23 protein-coding genes and 2 riboswitches are annotated in these 18,802 nt (G+C 42.0%); of the genes, 8 read left to right on the top strand and 15 right to left on the bottom strand.

Annotated elements, in window-relative coordinates; translation table 11 throughout:
• Positions 1-14: 14 nt before the first annotated feature.
• Together JOC54_RS12090 and JOC54_RS12095 are read right to left on the bottom strand one after the other, a co-directional pair.
• Positions 15-557 carry a DUF4269 domain-containing protein gene (locus tag JOC54_RS12090; RefSeq protein ID WP_204466520.1) on the bottom strand — a complete coding sequence of 181 codons (543 nt, stop codon included), beginning with the start codon at positions 555-557 and terminating at the stop codon, positions 15-17.
• Positions 557-1,132 carry a hypothetical protein gene (locus tag JOC54_RS12095; protein ID WP_204466521.1) on the bottom strand — a complete coding sequence of 192 codons (576 nt, stop codon included), beginning with the start codon at positions 1,130-1,132 and terminating at the stop codon, positions 557-559. The genes JOC54_RS12090 and JOC54_RS12095 overlap by 1 nt, the downstream gene beginning before the upstream one ends.
• 127 nt (positions 1,133-1,259) lie before the next feature.
• Between JOC54_RS12095 and JOC54_RS12100 the strand changes: the two genes are divergently transcribed.
• Positions 1,260-1,976, top strand: coding sequence for a hypothetical protein (locus JOC54_RS12100; protein WP_204466522.1), 717 nt, complete (start codon positions 1,260-1,262; stop codon positions 1,974-1,976).
• Between the two features lie 22 nt (positions 1,977-1,998).
• On the top strand, positions 1,999-2,418 hold the full coding sequence (locus JOC54_RS12105; protein WP_204466523.1) for a cupin domain-containing protein: 420 nt from the start codon (positions 1,999-2,001) through the stop codon (positions 2,416-2,418).
• 9 nt (positions 2,419-2,427) lie between these two features.
• Here JOC54_RS12105 and JOC54_RS12110 read toward each other — a convergent pair whose 3' ends face one another.
• Complete coding sequence (locus JOC54_RS12110) at positions 2,428-3,201, bottom strand: nucleotidyltransferase domain-containing protein (protein WP_204466524.1); 774 nt, start codon at positions 3,199-3,201, stop codon at positions 2,428-2,430.
• Positions 3,202-3,430: 229 nt separating this feature from the next.
• On the opposite strand from JOC54_RS12110, the gene JOC54_RS12115 reads away from it, so the two are divergent.
• Entirely contained in the window at positions 3,431-3,934 is a 504-nt protein-coding gene (locus JOC54_RS12115) for a cupin domain-containing protein (protein ID WP_035440142.1), read from the top strand.
• Positions 3,935-3,967: 33 nt separating this feature from the next.
• On the opposite strand, the gene JOC54_RS12120 is transcribed toward JOC54_RS12115, so the two are convergent.
• Positions 3,968-5,236 carry an acetylornithine deacetylase gene (locus tag JOC54_RS12120; protein WP_204466525.1) on the bottom strand — a complete coding sequence of 423 codons (1,269 nt, stop codon included), beginning with the start codon at positions 5,234-5,236 and terminating at the stop codon, positions 3,968-3,970.
• Positions 5,237-5,297: 61 nt separating this feature from the next.
• Positions 5,298-5,400, bottom strand: a riboswitch (TPP riboswitch).
• A gap of 53 nt (positions 5,401-5,453) precedes the next feature.
• Positions 5,454-5,624 (bottom strand): hypothetical protein, encoded by a 171-nt coding sequence (locus JOC54_RS12125; protein ID WP_204466526.1) that lies wholly within the window; start codon positions 5,622-5,624, stop codon positions 5,454-5,456.
• A 141-nt stretch (positions 5,625-5,765) separates the two neighbouring features.
• Between JOC54_RS12125 and JOC54_RS12130 the strand changes: the two genes are divergently transcribed.
• The 4 genes from JOC54_RS12130 to JOC54_RS12145 all read left to right on the top strand — a co-directional run bounded on the left by JOC54_RS12130 (position 5,766) and on the right by JOC54_RS12145 (position 8,686).
• On the top strand, positions 5,766-6,992 hold the full coding sequence (locus JOC54_RS12130) for an MFS transporter (protein WP_204466527.1): 1,227 nt from the start codon (positions 5,766-5,768) through the stop codon (positions 6,990-6,992).
• The gene (locus tag JOC54_RS12135) at positions 6,955-7,575 is read left to right on the top strand and encodes a PadR family transcriptional regulator (RefSeq protein ID WP_204466528.1); all 621 of its coding nucleotides are present in this window, start codon (positions 6,955-6,957) and stop codon (positions 7,573-7,575) included. The genes JOC54_RS12130 and JOC54_RS12135 overlap by 38 nt, the downstream gene beginning before the upstream one ends.
• 287 nt (positions 7,576-7,862) lie before the next feature.
• Positions 7,863-8,228 (top strand): hypothetical protein, encoded by a 366-nt coding sequence (locus JOC54_RS12140; RefSeq protein WP_204466529.1) that lies wholly within the window; start codon positions 7,863-7,865, stop codon positions 8,226-8,228.
• A gap of 95 nt (positions 8,229-8,323) precedes the next feature.
• Positions 8,324-8,686 carry a hypothetical protein gene (locus JOC54_RS12145; RefSeq protein ID WP_204466530.1) on the top strand — a complete coding sequence of 121 codons (363 nt, stop codon included), beginning with the start codon at positions 8,324-8,326 and terminating at the stop codon, positions 8,684-8,686.
• Between the two features lie 39 nt (positions 8,687-8,725).
• On the opposite strand, the gene JOC54_RS12150 is transcribed toward JOC54_RS12145, so the two are convergent.
• The 5 genes from JOC54_RS12150 to JOC54_RS23225 form a co-directional block, all read right to left on the bottom strand.
• Positions 8,726-9,310 (bottom strand): CPBP family intramembrane glutamic endopeptidase, encoded by a 585-nt coding sequence (locus JOC54_RS12150; protein WP_204466531.1) that lies wholly within the window; start codon positions 9,308-9,310, stop codon positions 8,726-8,728.
• Positions 9,311-9,566: 256 nt separating this feature from the next.
• Positions 9,567-9,947: a helix-turn-helix domain-containing protein gene (locus JOC54_RS12155; RefSeq protein WP_035419381.1), complete on the bottom strand. Its 381-nt coding sequence runs from the start codon at positions 9,945-9,947 to the stop codon at positions 9,567-9,569.
• 173 nt (positions 9,948-10,120) lie between these two features.
• On the bottom strand, positions 10,121-11,362 hold the full coding sequence (locus tag JOC54_RS12160; RefSeq protein WP_204466532.1) for an MFS transporter: 1,242 nt from the start codon (positions 11,360-11,362) through the stop codon (positions 10,121-10,123).
• Positions 11,363-11,498: 136 nt separating this feature from the next.
• Positions 11,499-11,669, bottom strand: a complete 171-nt coding sequence (locus tag JOC54_RS23220) for an HIT domain-containing protein (protein ID WP_275582706.1) — start codon at positions 11,667-11,669, stop codon at positions 11,499-11,501.
• The gene (locus JOC54_RS23225; RefSeq protein WP_367617801.1) at positions 11,653-11,811 is read right to left on the bottom strand and encodes an HIT domain-containing protein; all 159 of its coding nucleotides are present in this window, start codon (positions 11,809-11,811) and stop codon (positions 11,653-11,655) included. Before JOC54_RS23225 ends, JOC54_RS23220 begins: the two co-directional genes overlap by 17 nt.
• A gap of 343 nt (positions 11,812-12,154) precedes the next feature.
• Here JOC54_RS23225 and JOC54_RS12170 point away from each other — a divergent pair, with 343 nt between their 5' ends.
• Positions 12,155-12,700, top strand: coding sequence for a GNAT family N-acetyltransferase (locus tag JOC54_RS12170; RefSeq protein WP_054794294.1), 546 nt, complete (start codon positions 12,155-12,157; stop codon positions 12,698-12,700).
• A gap of 98 nt (positions 12,701-12,798) precedes the next feature.
• Here the strand turns inward: JOC54_RS12170 and JOC54_RS12175 are convergent, their stop codons facing one another.
• From JOC54_RS12175 to JOC54_RS12195, 5 genes are all read right to left on the bottom strand, one after another.
• Positions 12,799-14,127 carry an L-cystine transporter gene (locus JOC54_RS12175; protein WP_081760732.1) on the bottom strand — a complete coding sequence of 443 codons (1,329 nt, stop codon included), beginning with the start codon at positions 14,125-14,127 and terminating at the stop codon, positions 12,799-12,801.
• A 498-nt stretch (positions 14,128-14,625) separates the two neighbouring features.
• A complete protein-coding gene (locus tag JOC54_RS12180) occupies positions 14,626-15,837 on the bottom strand; it encodes a M20 family metallopeptidase (RefSeq protein ID WP_204466533.1) in 1,212 nt (403 codons plus the stop codon).
• A gap of 24 nt (positions 15,838-15,861) precedes the next feature.
• Complete coding sequence (locus JOC54_RS12185) at positions 15,862-16,737, bottom strand: MetQ/NlpA family ABC transporter substrate-binding protein (protein WP_204466534.1); 876 nt, start codon at positions 16,735-16,737, stop codon at positions 15,862-15,864.
• Between the two features lie 21 nt (positions 16,738-16,758).
• Positions 16,759-17,439 carry a methionine ABC transporter permease gene (locus tag JOC54_RS12190; protein ID WP_204466535.1) on the bottom strand — a complete coding sequence of 227 codons (681 nt, stop codon included), beginning with the start codon at positions 17,437-17,439 and terminating at the stop codon, positions 16,759-16,761.
• A complete protein-coding gene (locus tag JOC54_RS12195) occupies positions 17,420-18,457 on the bottom strand; it encodes a methionine ABC transporter ATP-binding protein (RefSeq protein WP_035419374.1) in 1,038 nt (345 codons plus the stop codon). Before JOC54_RS12195 ends, JOC54_RS12190 begins: the two co-directional genes overlap by 20 nt.
• Positions 18,458-18,611: 154 nt before the next feature.
• A riboswitch (SAM riboswitch) is annotated at positions 18,612-18,715 on the bottom strand.
• Between the last annotated feature and the right edge of the window lie 87 nt (positions 18,716-18,802).

Consider the following 18,802-nt stretch of genomic DNA (forward strand, 5'->3'; position numbering starts at 1 on the left):
CAAATGCTTATGTGCTAGATCATCCGATTCTGACGTCCATATGTCAATAACGCTTCGTAAGGATCACCATTTAAGCCTAATAATGTACAAAAAGCTGGCTCTGTCTTTACCCCTTTTCGCTTTAAGTTGATAATTGGCTGCCTTAGTTCTGGATGGCGCTGCAGAATGGCGTGTTCAATAACCATATGTAAATAAGCGTACTGCTCTGTAACGGTCTGGTTCTGGCCAAACAGTTCAAATTCAAACCCACCATAATTGAAATTCACTTTTATAATCGGCTTACTACGAATGTGTTTTCTTTTCACACAAAAGCAAGCCAGATCACCATAAAACTGACGTACACTCTGTTCAAATTGGGAAAAATCAGCAACATCTAGAATAATGTCAAGATCAGATACGTCTGTATCAATTTCTAGTGGAATCGTTCCACATAAAACCGGGTTGTAACTAGCTAACTTAGTCAATAGCTGAAGTTCGTTTAATGTATCAAACGCTCTTCTCTGTTTTGAATTCCCTGCTGCCAAATAGTCGATTGTCTTGAAGTTCACCAGACTCATTAAAAGCTCCACTCGACTACTCTTGTGTCATTCTCCATTTGTTTAACCGTGACCTTAATTGCTGGTAGGTCATCTGTAAGTGGCGGGGTGATAACAAACCGTTCTGTTTTCGTACCTGATGACCCAACGCCATCCGTTTTAATCACCTGAAAGCTTGACCCTAGATCGATCATCGTATAGGTAGGAGTTTCCTCGTAACGATTGTTATCCCATATCGTCTGCAACACCATTACGCTCGCATTCGTATATTGCTGTACGGTTGATATGGAGTAAATAACGCCATTCTCTTCATGCCACTTATGAACCGGAATTGTTTTTTGATAATTTTTTGGCACAACAACAGGCTTAAAATCCTTTTCGCTATTGGATGCATAAAAAATCGAATAAAGCATGTCTTCCTCCAGCTGATATTGACCTGCCCACTTTTCTAAAAGCGCATCCGTTGGAATGCCTGGATTACCTGCTGACTGTTGCTTCCGCTTCTGCAACAACGCGCAAATCTGCTCATCAATATCTTGTATTTGCGGATGATGCGGTGCATTAACTCGAAAGCGCTCTTGCTCATACTGTCTCATATGCTTTTCTCCTCCTAATTATCTTTCTTCTATCTTCTTCTTCAAATCATTAGATTCCTTTCGATTGTGAGGTATAGCTCGATTCGGTATACTCGACATTTAAGACTTTCATAGAAAGGATGATTGTTTGACTAGACTACTCGTACTATTCCTTGCAGGCTTCATTGGACTTTTGCTCCGTTTTGTATATGTAGGTGAATTCGAATTAAATCAATTGCTACTGCTCATACTTTTTCCGATTGGAGCGATTGTCATTGCCCTATTTACACGAAAACAGTACATAAACGACCAGGAATATAGACCACCGGCTGAGATGTTAGCTCTCTCAACTCGTCTTGCCGACCGGGTGTCGGATCAACCAAAGTCTATTTTTTCTAATCAACACAAAATTGCAACGTACCAACGCGTTTATGAGAAATGGTGGCAGCGTTATGTTGCTGACGGGATGGGCCGGCCTGGAAATTGGTACTTAAAGCTTCATATATCATTTGAAGATGGTCCTACGCTGACCATCCAGGAACTACAGAAAAAGCAAGAAATCAGAACGTGGGGAATCTATCAGAACGAAATGCAAATTGGCTCAATTGCAGTTGATCAATCACTTAAAACCGTGAAAGATCAGCAACGTAAACTGTTCGTTCAGTATGAAGACAGGCATTATGAGTGGCAATCCGCTTTAATTGGTTCCCGTGCATCCTTGTTTGATGCGCATCAAGAGGTTGCAATAGGAGACAGGAAAGAGCGCTCAATTCGTGCATTAAGATTTACGGCTCAGCTCGATTCAGAAGAAGAACAGCTACTTACAACAACTTATCTTTTTTTCAACTATATCTTTGGAAAGTAACTAGTTTAAGGGGGCACTGTTAATGAACAAGCATATTTCTTTGAAAGAAGCAAAAGCATACGGAATTGAACCACTATTCGAAGAGATGCCTAACAAAGAAAAACGTTTTCGACTTCTAGCAAAAGATGGCTCTTCTTACTGCCGAACCGAAGCTTCGGATAAGGGGGCTTGGCAAAACAGCCACTTTCATAAACAAATGACCGAGCTCTATGTTGTTCAATCAGGCTCAATTTTATTTGCCATCCTAGAAAGGGATACGTTTGTCATAAAGGAGCTCATCCCTGGTGATACAATGACTGTCTCACCGTACTGTCCCCACAATCTTTACCTGCATCCCGATGCCGTTATTCACACAATCAAATATGGCGATGCTACGCCGACGGCTGAACCGGATTGGTATCCGTCTCCCGAACTTGATCACTACATAGGTAAACAATCCTAAAGATGTTGCTTATTTGCCATGCTCCCGGCGAAATCCTGAGAATAAGAAACCTCCTATTGGTTCATAGATTTCTTGGATAAAGGCAATGATAGGGTCTTTTTGCCCTTTTTTATAAAAGGCTTGAAGAGAATAAAAGAATCGTTCCGCACAGTCATAATCGTATGCGTATAGCGCTCTGCTGAGCGATTTCCCTTTTGCCTGCCACTGATTATGGTAACGCAATATGAATTGGGGAACTTCAATCGATAACGTATTCACGATCATTAGTGCTTCAGCTTCACTCGTTACGTCAATAAGATCATCAATACAATTGCCCATCACGTAACGAGAAGCTTCAATATACTCTCTTGTTAATGGGGCTGGTCCTGCTTTTAGATGGTTAATAGCTTCTTGCTTGATGCGGTTAAAAGAACCGTCATCTATTAACGCGATCCCTTCTGAAAGCATATTGCCCAGCAGAGATCGTCCAACTTGAGTCTCGCGGTTTAATTCATTTAAGTAGGTTTCTTGACTGTGGACAAACACTTCAAACGGCCAGCCATAAGCAAAGAAACTCTCTCGATAACCATTTGTTTCTGCTAAAAATAGAATAAGATCAATGTCAGAAGAAGTAGTTTCCTCTGCCCGCGCTACACTTCCGGCCAAAATCGCCAATTCACATGTTGGAAAATGCGCTCCAATAAACTCTTTCGCTGCTTCTCGTGCAGTTTTTCTTACCAAACGATCACCTTCTCTATTTAATCGTTTATCATCAAAGACTAGTTCAACCGGTATATTTTTCACTTTCTCATTCTTTGTATGTTTAAGCTACTTCAACATCTTCACAATCCCAACAAATGAGAAGTGTTTTTCTTTCCACTTGCCTTCACCCATCCTTTGTCAGCTTAATCTTCCTTCTCTATACGAGTTGCTGCACCATCATTCCTTTCTTCAAGTTGCATATGAAACTCGTCTATGTTTCACCTCCAGCCATTGTGGTATAGAACAATAACAACAGACTGGAGGCGTTTACATGAAAACCCAAGGTGAATTTGAAATTAAATCTCTTTCCTTCCCTGACGATGGTAAGGTTCCCAATCATCCAACCTACCCACTCCTCATATACAAACATGTCTTTGATGCGAGTGACAATATAGAACAAGTACTTAATGCAAACAACTGGGGCAATTCTTGGCGTGGTGGCGTTTTTGCGTATCATCACTACCATAGCAACGCCCATGAAGTTCTTGTCGTTGATACAGGGCATGCTGAACTTCATCTTGGTGGCGTTCAGGGTGAGCAAGTTTATGTAGAAAAAGGTGATGTTCTCGTGCTACCAGCAGGCTTTGGTCATAAGTTTGTTGAAGGGAGCGACAACTTCGCTGTTGTTGGCGCTTATCCGAACGGAGCTGTTTTTGATTTATGCACGGGAGATCCGAACGAGCGTGAACGACACTTAAGCAATATAAAAACGGTTTCGAAACCACAATCCGATCCTATATTTGGTGAAAATGGACCGCTGCTCTCATTATGGTAAGGTAAAAACACAGCCGCTTTGGCGGCCGTGTTTTTACGTCTGCTTCGGTTGATTACACCAGCTCATCATAAAGCGGAGGAGTGTTTTCGTGTATTGCACAAGCTGATCAATGTTAACCCGTTCATCAACTGCATGGGCGTGGCGCAACTGCCCGGGTCCGTAACAGACCGTTGGAATCCCATATGCGGCGAGCCACCCACCGTCGGTTACCGTTTCCGACATCCGTGTTTGCGGGGCTTTTCCTAAAACAGCTTGATGACTTTCGTTTAGAAGAGCATAGGCAGGGTGCGCTTCATCAACAGAAAAGGATGGAAAAACTTCGCCACGGTCTTCAATCATCGATTCGCCGCCCCAACTAAATTGCGGTGGATGGTCTCGTAGCCAGACATCACCTTGCGCTACAGCTAAGAGATGCGTTTCAATTTCTTCTGCAACAGCTTCAGCCGTTTCATTCGGATAATAATGGACTGTGATCCAGAGCCGACATTCATCTGCAATAAAAGCCGGATGCCTTCCTCCTTCAATTACAGCTGGATTAATCGTATTTGTTCCTGCTGGAAATCCTGGGTATGACTTCGTAACCGCCCAATCCCGTTCAAGTTCCTGCAGGGCTGTCATTAGCTTAGTCATCTTTTCGATGGCGCTTGCAGCTCGTAAGCCACCGCCAGCATGAATCATTTGCCTTCTAGTACCATCATGATGCGTCGCGGGACTTTTGACGGTGACCCATCCTGTAATAACGCCACCCTGTCCATGTATTTCACAATTACTCGTGTCTGCCACGATCGCATAATCCGCTTTGTACCCTCGTTCGCAACACTGCTTCGTCCCTGCTTCCCCCACTTCTTCGCCAACCACTGATTGGAGGATCACATCGCCATTAAGTTCAACCCCCGCCTCTTTCATCAATTTTATCGCAAATAAGCATGCCGCTAATCCGCCTTTCATGTCAGCAGCGCCTCGTCCAAACAGCTCACGTCCAGAAACAGTTGGCTCAAACGGCTGATAGCGCCATTTCTCACTTGGCTCAATGGCTGCTACATCAACATGCCCGTTCAAAATGAGGCTGCTGTACTGTTTCGAATTGCGCCCCTTCAACGTTGCAACCAAATTGGGGTCATTTGGGTGAACCTCCCACTGATCGACAGTTAACCCTAGTTCCTCTACATACCGGGCAATGAACTGTTGAATATCACTTGTATTACGAGCAGGTGGTGCTGGCGTTTCAAACGTAATAAGTTGCGAAACGAGCTGAATTAATTCTTCTTCTCTTTGTTCAACTTGGTCAATCACACTTTGCATCAAATACTCTCCTTTTTCCACAAAAAAACCGCTTTCCAGTGAGAAAACGGCATACCTGTCGATGAACAGCGTGCCACTTCCCTCCGCTAGCATAAACTAGATCAGGTTCATAAGGGTTGAGGCCCAAATCCTCTCTCAGCGAAATCGCACCCCTAGTGGATGTTTTTTATTTTAGTTAAATTGTATCATATCGAGATGCTTCATCTTGCTTAAGGCGCTATTCTATGTCTCGTTTCTTACGTTCATCCTCCATATAAGCTTCCACTTGATCTCTTAAACGTGATGCATCCACTCCACGCTGGACGGCTTTTTCCACGACAACAAACAATGCTGCAAGAAAAACAACGCCACCAATTAGAAGAGTAAGGATATTTACTTCAATCGTCATCATAAGACCTCCCCTAAACAAACAATTCCCTCTTACTAAAATCAAAAACCAGAATTTTCTTCAAAAAGAGTTGCAAAAGGCTTCTTTTTAATATATAAATATTTATATATAATAATTTATATATTAATGAGGTGCTTTTGGATGTGGTCTCCTTCGTTTAAACGATTATTTTCTGCTCGTGTATTATGTGTATTTGCTGATTCTCTGCTTTTCTTTGCCTTGTTAAAAGAAATCGAGCTACGTGTTGATTCCTCTTTTTCATTTACTTGGTTTTATGTCGCTTACTATGCTCCAGTCGTTTTGCTGGGGATGCCTATTGGAACGTGGGTTGGTGCAAAAGTTCTTCATCGCGTCATTCAAGTAACGAACATCGGTAGAGCTGCTTTGCTACTCGCGGCCTTTTTATTTCTACCGCAAATGCCTTTGCTATTTGTTTTTGTTGTACTCGTCCTATTAAGCATGCTGGATTTATTTTTCCTACCTGCAAGTCAGACGCTGTTACCTCGCTTAGTTGATGAGGTACATCGTCCACGAGCCAATTCCTTGTTCCAGCTCGCGTTAACCGGTTCTCGCATTCTGGCTCAGATAATAAGTGGGTTTCTTCTTTCTATTGGTTTAAATCCCCTCTCCCTGCTAATTGTTTGTGCACTATTATTTGGTGTTTCAGCCTTAACCGTTCAAAAAATACCCCATGTTCCAATCAACGTTCCAATTAAACAGTCCATCTTTACACAAATGAACGAAGGTCTTCAATTTTGTTGGAATCATAAAAGATTGAAATTGCTGTTTATTTTCATTGCGATTGGCATGTTTGTGGCTCACTCGTTTGAACTAATTTTACTCACCTTTCTAACAGATACACTTAGAGTTGGTGTGGAAAATATGGCTTGGATTGGATCAGCAAGCATTGTTGGTCTCATGATCGGTTCCGTTCTCGCGCCAAAACTAATGCGCCTCATTAATCGTAAATGGCTTTTACTTCCACCGTTCTTTTTTATTGCAGTTACATTTGTGGCCCTATTTTTTGCAAATACGCTCTTTTTCCTACTGCCTTTCTTCACTTTACAAGGCGTGGCTATTGGTCTTTTTCAAGTTACAACAATCTCACTGATTCAAGAATGGACTTCCGCAACCTTTCAATCACGCGTCTTTACGCTTTATTTACTGCTTACAAGCGGAATGATCTTGCCGAGCATCTTGTTAAGCGGTCTGCTCTTAAGTACACTGACAATAGAAGCAACGGTTTTACTTATCGCCAGCGTTTTAATCATTACAGGAATATGCGGTGTCCTCGTTATTCCGGCGCTTGGCAAAACAAAGGAGAGAAAAGATGAGCTTACGACACGGCTTACTCGGCCTGCTCAGTGACTGGGAAGCAAGCGGATACGATATAAAACAAGAATTCGATGGTTTTGTTAGTGTATTTTGGCATTCAAATCTATCGCAGATCTATCCTGAATTAACGAAATTGGAACAGGATGGTTTTATCAAGAGTCGACTCATTGAACAAACAGGCAAGCCCGATAAAAAGCTCTACACCATTACCAATGATGGCAAATCAGAGTTAGTCAAGTGGCTTAGTAAACCATCCACCTTACCAAAACGGAAAGATGCTTTTCTGATGCAGAGCTTTTTTATGGATCAGCTTTCTGCTGATGAAACGATCTTTCAGCTACAAACTTTCCAAAAACAGCAGCAAGAAAAGCTGACTGCAATGAATGCTTTTTTGGCTGAAAGTTTAGCCTCCATCCGAGAGCGGCGTCAGGTAAAGAAACGTGTGTTAATTGCCTCAGCCGTATACGCCCATGCAATCCAGCAGGAAAAGCTCTATTTAGAGTGGGCCGAGCAAACACAGCGCTTAATTGAACAAGCACGCCCTCTGTGGGAGACCGGTGAAATGGATTATGAATTGTTCGAACAGCTACTTGTATCCGTCCATAACTCCTTTTAATTCAAGCTGTTACCGTTTTATTTCCATATATCTGGGTAAAGGTATATATGGAGGGAGCTGATCTTGTTCGATCACTACTTGTATGTGAAAACTGCCAGAAACGAATAACAGACTCAGAGCGAGTAACGTTGGACTATCTACTATCTGGCGTTCCATCTGTGTACTGCGAGACTTGTGTACCTGAAGAGATTTTGGTTATGAAACAATAACATCAAACACTTTCCGGTGAGACGTTTTCTCGCTAACGTTTTCACCAGGAAAGACGGTTTAAGGAGTTGATCTAACAGATGAATCGAAAATGGATGATTGCCCTTATTTCTTTCATTACGCTGCTTGTTGTTATCGTTCTGTGGATTAACCGCGATCGAACGCCTGAGAGAATTGTAGCACCATACATATATGTAACCTTTGAAGGAGATGGCGATCCTTCACTATTAGGCACATTTCAGAGTGAATACTTGAACGAAAGAATTCACAAGACCGTCAACCATTGGAACATAACGTTAAGAGACAGCACCAACCGGCCTAGCGAAATGTATATATCCTATTTAGGGATGGATCAATTAGAAGAAGACCTTGATGAAGTCATCTCTTTACTTGAAACGGAACTTGCAGAGGTTGAGTGGACTCACGATGTCGTTGAACAAGAATAACAGCTATTTCGTTGTGCCAACAGGAGGCACAACTTGTTTTTTTAGCCCACAGTTGTTTATAATAGAAAGACTACATGAAAAGAGCTGATGACATTTTGGGTAAAAAACTAATCATTCCGCTTATCTTTTTAATCGCTGTCGGAGCGGCTGCATATATCTTTATTAGCCGAGATCAGACTCCTGAATACATTGAAATTCCTTATGTTCACGTTACGTTCGAAGGCGACGGGGAAAACCTAGAAAACCGTCTACAGATGGACTATTTAGACCGGCAGATGGGGCATACGATCCAGCATTGGAATATCCGTTTAGCAACAAATTCAAATCGCTCTAGTGAGATATACATTTCTTACTATACAGTCGATGATCTCGAAGCAGATTCCGAAGAGCTAATGAATATCCTCCAATCAGAGCTTGAATCAGTTGAGTGGACTTACGATATCGTTGAAGAAGAATAACGGATAAAAAGCTGTGCCCAGACCAGGCACAGCTTTTGTTTACGAAGATTTTCGCATTGACAAGCCGATCACGTAATTGTACGTAAAATGAGCAATAATTGGGGCGACAAGCGAGCCCGTTATGTAAAACAAGTAAGCTAAGAATAAGCCAATGAAAAAAATAAATACGTGCAGTAGCGGTCTGCCTTTATATTGAGGAATGTGGACGAGCATAAATAAAAGCGCGTTTAGCGGGAGTAACACACCCACAGGCATAAAACCAAGAAACAGCCCAACAAGGACTCCTCGGAACAAGAATTCTTCAGCTATACCTGCACCAAGACTCATCGTCAGTAACCCACCACGGACGTGGACCAGTCGAAACAAGATGTCGGTCATCTCATTTTCCGGTAATGTAATTCTTGCAAACTTAATCAAACCAAGAGCAGTAAGAGCCATAATCAAACCACTTGACGCGCCAATTAACACAAGGGTTGATGTCTTGTATGCATCCGTTTGAAATAAGCGCACAATGAAAGGAACCGTATTACCCCACTGCATAAAGAAAACCATCAATATGCCCGCCAGTGCCATAATGACAAAACCTTGCCACAACATGCCAATTAACTTCCAGTCTCTTTGCATGAATTAGATCTCCTTTTTACACTCTTTCCCTTTACGACAACTTGCTCAAGTTTACACTTCTTCACCATTCCATCATCTTTGATAACAAACGACGATGCAACTCTTTTTTGTTAGGCTTCATCACAGAAAAGAAATAGAAGGAGTTGTTATACTTAAAAACCCGTCCAGCTCAAAACGATTTTTAGCGATGAGGTTGATCACCGTGCTCACAACCATACAAAAAAACGAGCACGTCAATCCGGCTCGTTTTTGTCCTTTATTTATTCATTCGCTGCAAGTTATCGTTTACCTCGTCTTCTTGCTGCTTTGTTAAACCTGAAACATAATGGGCCATTTCCTCTGCCCACTCTGCTTTAGTTTCTGCTGAAAAGCGTACCTCGAACAGCTCAGTCACATCTGTAATTCGTAGAGCCTGCATGATTAAGACAAGGTGAATAATATTCACTGAGTATTTTCTTGCGTTTGCAAGCTCACTAAGCGAAGCGATTCGAATCCCTGTCATCCGATGCAAATCACTTATTGTCAGCCCTCTCTGTTTAAGTACATCATGCAAGTGGATGATTACATCTTTCTCGTATCTCTCTAAGTTGTGGGTAACGATCTCGGTGTTGTCAGAACGATTTAACTCATATTTCATCCGGCTTGACCCCTCCTGCGATTTTCATGCTACATTTTTACTGTATATGGCACAGAAGGTGATGTCAATTCGAACCAAAAAAGATTATTAATTGTCACATTTTCATTCAATTCCCAATTGAACAGACAAGAAAGGCAAGGATTTTTTATTCCTCTCCTCCTCTATGCGGAAGATCAATTCGTCTTGTTTATCGGCTTGATTTGGTCTAGCGGAATGCCACTTTTTTTATACTTTAAAATGAAGAAACCAGCGCTCACAAGCATACTCGCTCCAAATCCAAGGGCAATATAGGAATTCCATTCTGCAAATAAACCGGATAAGAATGTAGCACAAAGCGTCACCACACCACTAATGACGGTCGTGGCACTCCTCACACGAGCAAGGGCTGAGTCTGGTGTAATTCCTTGTTGCACAGTAATCTGTGCAACAAAGCCCATCGACAGCGCCCCATCAAACAGAATCATGCCCACACACATCACTACAAAAACAGGCACTAAAAGAAAACTTGCTCCTAAACCAGCTACAATAAGCAAACCTGTTAAAAAATACAGCCAGTTCACTTGTTTAAACCGCTTCATTATGAGCACACCGATGATATTACCAATGCCTGCACACGACAATAACAAACCTATCTCCGCTTCATTGAAACCAAGGGTTGTTCTACCGTGAAAAATAACGCTTAAAGACATGAAAATTGTTGTAAATCCCAGTGCAACCGCTGTGCAAATAGCCGCTTTCTGCGCTGAATTTGCAAATAGGTATTGTACACCTTCTTGTGAACGTAGCCAAAATTCACTTACCCTTTTTTTGAGAGGTAGGGCTGCATCTCTTGTTTCAACAACCGTTTCAGCTCTAACAAAGCTTAAAAAGATAACAGAGGTGAACAAAAGTAAGCCACATATCATTAACGTCGGGGACGCCCCATACCGGGCCAGCAGTATCCCGCCCAAGGCCGGACCAATCAGCGTAACAATTGCATCTGCTGCCTCCAATAAATTATGTGCACTTAAAAGTCGCTTTCTCCCAACAACTCTTGGAACCATTGCTTGGAATACGGTTCCGTGAACCAACCCTACGATTCCCATAATGAACAACAGCACCGCGATGAAGAGGGCATGAACGGTTTCAACTGCTATGAAATAAGCAAGTAAAAATACAAGACAGGCGTACAAAAACTGACTTGTTCGCGCTACTTTTAATAAGTTCTTGTTTTCAACCCAAGTACCTACTGGAATTGCAAGCAGGATTGCACCAAGCTGCTGCGACAACATGACGAGTGCCGTTGCAAGCGGGGATTGGGTTAATCCCAACACAACAATCGGAATAATCAATTCACGAAAACGTTCGTTAAGAATTTTTGTGATGTTGTGAAACCACAGTTGCACAAAATTACGATTTATTAATAATGTATACATTGATTAAACACCTCAGATTTTTTTCGTTTACCACCTTCCTTTTTGTTTGATTTTTTTATCAATCGCCGCTGTTACAAAACCTCATGTTGGCTCCTCCTATTCAATTAGAATCGTTACATGCCATTTCTACTATTCTTTAGATCTCCCACTTCAACTGTCTTCCTCCCATAAGATGATAGTGCAAGTGGTCTACTTCTTGCTGACCATCAGGGCCGTTATTCGATACAACCCGAAATCCAGGTTTCTCCACACCTAATTGCTTTGCAACTTTTTGCAAGCCCTGATGTATTTTAAATACAATGTTCATCAGTAGTTGTGAGATCCATTACGTTTTTTATAATTTTAGGGATAACTAACGCATGTACAGGCGCACAAAAATGCAATCCATAAAAAGCAAGAATAAAATCGTCTTCATAAATAATCTCAGCTTGGCGTTCGCCTGAAACAATCTCACAAAAAACAGTTCATTTTTCGATCTCCTATTCACTTTGGCTTATCATTCTATTAGATAAATATAATTGATGCTTAACATACCAAGTCTACTTTAGATTAATTGGATTAACTTCACTCACTCTGCTCCCGTCTTCATAATTGTAAATGATCTATTTTTATTATTCTATTAATTATTTACAATCGAGCTGCTTTTAGTGCTAAAATTAATGCACTACTACATAGAGGAGTGTGATAAAAATGAAACAGAACAAGCATTTTACGGTGGTTGAAAAGTAGATTCATTACTCGTCTTCTTTTCAATCGTATTGGAAACTACTCATTGAAAAGAGGAATTGCTGCATGTATACAGATAAAGAATTAACCATTCGTCCTGTTAAAGAGAAGGACCTTCCCCGACTTTGGGAACTTATCTTTAAAGAAGAAAATCCTGAATGGAAGCAGTGGGATGCCCCTTATTTCCCTCACCACACTAAAACACTTGCCGCTTTTCTCGCTAAAAAAGAACAGTGGATTGACGATGATCATTGTTGGTTAATTGAGGTGAATGACGTCGTCGTCGGCACTGTCTCTTGTTATTATGAGGACGCCCAGAAGCGTTGGTTAGAGATGGGGATTGGGTTTTACGAAGGCAAAAGCTGGGGAAAAGGGCTTGGAACTCGTGCGCTCATCCTATGGATGAACCATTTGTTTCAAACAATGCCCCTCGTTCGCGTTGGTTTAACAACATGGTCAGGCAACTATCGCATGGTGCGTGTGGCCGAAAAGCTTGGTATGACAATGGAAGGCCGTATGCGAAAAGTTCGCTTTTATAATGGAACTCACTATGATTCGATTCGCATGGGCATATTGCGAGAAGAATGGGCGAGTCAATACGCCACCAATTAATTGAATAACGTTTTTACCTGCACCATTTTTGCCCGAATGAGAAGAATATAACCGCAAGTAAAAAGCCAGCCTCATAAAGAGGGCTGGCTTCGTTTTGTTTAACTCGCTTCTTCCATATCAATCCGCAATTGATCATTGCGGTAATCATCGTGGTTTAAGTCTTTTTTCACTTTCGATGTAAAGATTCCTGAAACCATGCTTCCTGATACATTCACTGCCGTTCTTCCCATATCAATCAGTGGCTCAATCGAGATCAGGAGTCCTGCAAGCGCAATTGGAAGATCCATTGCTGCCAAAACGAGAATTGCAGCAAATGTTGCTCCCCCACCAACACCAGCGACACCAAATGAACTAATCGCAATAATAGCAAGCAACATCGCAATAAAACCTGGATCAAACGGATTTTGTCCGACCGTTGGCGCAATCATAAACGCTAGCATTGCTGGATAGACACCCGCGCAGCCATTTTGTCCAATGGAAAGACCGAATGATCCGGCGAAGTTTGCTGTACCTTCAGGGACACCAAGCTTTTTCTGTGTTTGTATGTTCATTGGCAACGCTGCAGCACTTGTTCGTGACGTAAATGCAAACGCAAGCACTGGGAACGCCTTTTTCACATACTGAATTGGACTAAGCCCCATAAATAACAAAATGAGTAGATGTACAACAAACACCGCTGCCAATGCCACATATGAAGCAATAACAAATGTACCAAGCGTCGAGACGGCACCTAAATCACTTTGAGCAACCGTCGATGTCATAATTGCTAAGACCCCGTATGGTGTTAGACGTAAAATAAGCGTAACGACTCGCATAACAACCGCAAATATCGCTCCAATGATCTTACCGAACAGTTCCGCCGCCTCTGGTTCTTTTCGGCGGACACCAAGATACGCAACGCCTAAAAATGCTGCAAAGATGACGACGCCTAATGTTGATGTTGCTCGATCGCCGGTTAAGTCCTGAAAAGGATTCGATGGAATTAACTGTACAATCTGTTGGGGTAACGTCGTTCCTTCCATTGACTCATAGCGCTCTTCCATTGATGCTCCACGATCTGTTTCCGCTTGCCCAACCTGGATATCATCGGCACTTAAATTGAATACAGAAGCCGATGTAAAGCCAATCGCACCAGCAATAATCGTTGTTGCAATTAGCATCCCAATTACAAGTCCACTAATTTTACCAACATCTTTAGCTGCAGTAATACGCGTGAACGCGGACAAGATTGCTACAAAAATTAGCGGCATCATAATCATCTGTAACAGCCGCACATAACCAGTTCCCATAATGCTTATCCAATCCATTGCGCTTGCGATAACACTGGATTCGGGATCAAAAAAGTATTGTAAAATAAATCCTAACACAATCCCTGCACCTAATGCCGTTAAAACCCGAACGGAAAAGGACAATCGTTTCCGCTGCATCCAGAAAAGAATTCCCGCAACCAGAACAACGGACGCAATGACGGCAATTGTTAGCCATAATTCCAATTAAATCTCCCCTTACTTTTTTAAGTTCATCTATCGTGGACACTCATTCCATCAACAATGTATTTTCTACTTTATGCATTTAATCCCGATTAGTCAACTAGAATTTATTTGTTTTTTTATAAACATCTTCTTAACACTTTTAATTCCTTTTTGGAAAAGGTTTATGTTGCTTATCTAAAAGATATGCCCATCTCTTTTCAAAAGGATAACTGTTTAACAGACAAAAAACTTACAAACTAAGTAGGAATTAAAAATTGAAATAAGTTATCCGTTTCTCATTGAAAAAACAAACCGACTTGTTTTTTGCTGAAAAGAATAAACGACAATTCGACAGCTGCTGCGCAATTATTCCCCTGGAAATAATAGAATTTTGTCATGATTTACGTTAAACAGACGCCCCAAATTTAGGAGACGTCTGTTACCAATACCCATTTAAAGCGTTTGAACAAGCTTCTCTGCTTGACGCTTTCTTTCCTGCAATTCAGCTTTTGCCCGCTCTAAGATTGCCGGTTCAGTCAGCAAACGATAGCCAATTTGCGCCAACCCTTTTGCCCCCGTTAAAAGTGCCTGATCTCCTTTTTCAGATGCTGCCGCTTCGCGAAAAGGGACCGTATGTGGAACAATTTCCTGAGGACCAATTTTTATATAGGGGTGAATTGTCGGGACAACTTGACTAATATTACCCGTGTCGGTCGATCCAATACCTGTGCCCCGCTTTTCCTGAATGTCTTCACCAAGCTCTTGGAACACCTCTTTAAAAACATCATTCAGCGTATCATTTAAAACTAAATCATCAACCTTGTTCTGAAATTCCACAATGTCCAATGTCGCACCTGTCGCAAGCGCTGCACCTTGTGCAATTCGATTGACTTTCTCCCTGACGACGTCTGTTTTTGGTCGTGTATTTGCACGAATGTAGAAACGAGCGCGCGCGTATTCAGGAACAATATTAGGAGCCTCTCCACCATCAGGAATAATTCCGTGTATCCGCACATCATCCGTTAGATGCTGGCGCAGAGCGTTAATTCCATTAAATAGTTGAATGACTGCATCTAAAGCATTTACTCCTTGTTCTGGAGCACCCGCAGCATGCGCTGGTTTCCCATGAAAGACGTAATCAACTGGATCAACAGCGAGAGAAGGACTAGAAGAACTCGTTTGGTTAGCAGGGTGAATGATAAGAGCAGCATCGACCCCTTCAAGAAACCCTTCTCGCACAAAGCTACCTTTCGCACTGCCGTTATCACCGCCTTCTTCGGCTGGGGTTCCTAGAACAACGACTCGTCCACCTGTCTCCTCCAGCTGTTCGCCTAAAGCAATTGCTGCTGCCACACTCGTCGTGCCAATAATGTTATGTCCACATGCATGACCAAGACCCGGTAAAGCATCATACTCCGCTAAAAAGGCCACAGTTGGTCCCGAATCCCTTCTTTTCTCGGCAATAAAGCCTGTTGCATGACCGGCAATATCTTTTCGCACTGAGAAACCTGCTGCTTCAAGCAGAGCAATCAGCTTAAACGAAGCAAATACTTCTTGATTTCCGATTTCAGGATTTTCATGAATTTCGTGACTTGTTTTAATATAAACTTCTCTTTGTTTTTCAATAGAGTTCTCAATTAATAAGCTTGCTGTAACTGTTGTCATTCATATCCCTCTCTTCTATATGGATTAGCGTGGATAGCTATTTAATTCATCTAATGAAATAAAGGTGGGAATCCGCGCTCCCTTGTGTTCTTCCACAATGAAATCTGCCATTTCCTCTGTCTGATAAATCTCCACAAGTCGATTCAAAACTGGATTATCTTGGTCTGCAGTCTGAGCAGCAATAATATTGATATAGGGTGTAGCAGTCTCACTTTCGAGGAAAATAGCATCCTCACTTGGGCTCAATCCAGCGTCAACAGCAATGCCATTATTAACGGTTGATGCATCAACATCCTGCATTAAACGCGGCGCATTTCCCGCCACAATTTCCGTTAGCTTAATATTTTTCGGATTATCTTTAATCTGATCAATTCCACTTGTAACGCCAAAATCATCTTCTAACACAAGCAAACCTGCCTCTGCCAGCAGCATTAAATTCCGCGCTTGATTTGTCGCTTCACGGTCAATTGTAATCTCCGCTCCGTCAGGAATATCTTCAACTGAATCGTACTTATCTGAATAAAGACCCATAGGCGCCAGCACAGTTGACCCAATTGCTGTTAAATCGAGGTTGTGTTCTTCCTTGAAATGGTCAAAATAGGACACGGTTTGAAAAGCATTAATATCAACCTCACCGCCTTCAAGCGCCTGATTTGGTAAGACATAGTCATTAAAGCGGACAATTTCCACTTCAATTCCTTCTTCCGCTGCTTTCTCCGCGACTAAATCCCATTCAGGTGAATCCGTACCGCTGATGCCGACCTTTACGTTAACCGGATTTTCCGGGCTAAACGTCCCGTCTGATTCAGCTAAAGTCACTGCCTCTTCATTACCGCATGCAGTCAAACTAATGAGACCTGTTAGTGCCAACCCTAGTGTAAATCCTTGTTTTTTCTTCATCTTCTCTCTCCTCCAGTTTCTTTATCTACGTCTAACTCGTTTTGATGCGACATTTCCAAGTGATTGAAGTCCCTGCACAATGAGCACGAGCAGAACAACCATTAACAACGTAGTTCCGTCATCGTAGCGCTGATAGCCATAAGCAATTGCAACATCTCCAATTCCTCCAGCGCCAATAGCACCTGCCATTGCCGTAGCACCTACTAGACCAATCGTCGCTGTTGTCATCGTTAAGATTAATGAGCTCATTGCCTCCGGTACAAGAAAGCGAAAGATGATCTGCCACTTTGTTGCCCCCATTGCTTCCGCAGCTTCAATAATGCCTGAATCAATTTCCAGCAACGAATTTTCGACAAGTCTAGCAATATATGGACCTGCGTATACAACGAGAGGGATAATCGCAGCTGTTGCGCCAATAGCAACACCATTAATAAATCGAGTAACCGGAATTAAAGCGACTAGTAAAATAATAAAAGGGACGGATCGTATAACATTAATTATTGGATTAATGGCAGAATAGATAAATCGATTTTCCATAATATGACCTGGTCGCGTAACAACTAAGATAACACCTAGCAAAATGCCAATAATTGTTGAAAACAAGAGTGACCAGGCAACCATATAGAGCGTATCGTAAAGTGCTTGCACAAGGATTTCACTTGTAATTTGTGGTTGAATTGCTTCAGGCAACCAGTTCAGCATGCTTGTTCACCTCTCTCACCTTAAAATGACTTTCTTCCAAGTACGTTCTCGCAATTGCCAGCTCCTGCCGGCTTCCTTTTAGCGCGATATATAATTTACCAAACGAGGTACCCTGGACTTCATTCATTGATGCATACAGCAGATCGACACTTACACCTAAACCTGTTAACTCACTGATTAACGTTGTTGATGGCTGTTGGTCAGATACACTAACTTCAAGAACCGTCTGATCTGCTTCCACTTTCTTCACTAGCTCCAGTACGCTTTGCGGAACCGTGTTTGGAATAACTGATTGGACAAATTTCTTCGTCGTTTCATGCTGAGGTGATGCAAAAACGGCGGGAACACTTCCGCTCTCAACAACCTTGCCCGCTTCCATCACAGCAACTTTATGACAGACTTCACGAACAACCGCCATTTCATGAGTAATGAGCAAAATCGTTATCTTGTACTCTCTATTTACTTTCTTCAGCAGCTGTAAAATTGAGCTTGTTGTTTCTGGATCAAGTGCTGAAGTTGCTTCATCGCACAAGAGAATGCTTGGATTTGTTGCCAGTGCTCTCGCAATGCCAATCCGTTGCTTCTGCCCTCCTGACAACTGTTCAGGATATGATTTTGCCTTATCAGATAAACCGACAAACGACAATAACTCGGTGACTCTTTGATTTACCTCAGCTTTTGACGTGCGCACCAGTCGAAGAGGCATCGCGACATTATCAAAAACGGTTTTCGATTGAAGCAAGTTAAAGTGCTGGAAAATCATACCGATGCTACGTTTTTCTTTTTGCAGGGCCCCATTTCTTAATGTCGCCAAGTTCTTTCCGTCCACCCAGACAGCACCTGATGTTGGCTTCTCTAACTGATTTACGCAACGCAAGAGCGTGCTCTTACCCGCTCCGCTAAAGCCAATCACACCGTAAATGTCACCCGTCTCAATGGTTAAATTCACGTTATCAAGCGCCGTAATTGCTTGTTTATTTGATTGAAATGATTTTGAAACTCCATCAAATACGATCAATGAAGATCACTCTCCTCTAATACTTATTTTTCTTATTGATTTACTAAGTTTTTTACTTAAACGATTTCCTGCTCCTCTAGTTTCCTTTTAAAAAAGATACGAAAAAGCCCCTCTTTCTGATGAAAGAGGGGCGAATAGATTCTATTCAAGCACGCTCTTATCAGCCAGGATATTCTCCTGCAGGCATTAGCACCTTCCACTTACGTGGGGTTGCTGAAGCTTCATCGGGCCAGTCCCTCTGCTTCCTCTTAATAAGATATTGCTATTAAATTTGTTTGAATTGAAGCTTAGTTTAGCAAAGCTTATTTCCGTTGGCAAGTCTTTTTTTTCGTTAATTACTAATTA

Origin of the sequence: Shouchella xiaoxiensis (genome assembly GCF_016907895.1) — a bacterium.
Lineage (GTDB): Bacteria > Bacillota > Bacilli > Bacillales > Bacillaceae_D > Shouchella > Shouchella xiaoxiensis.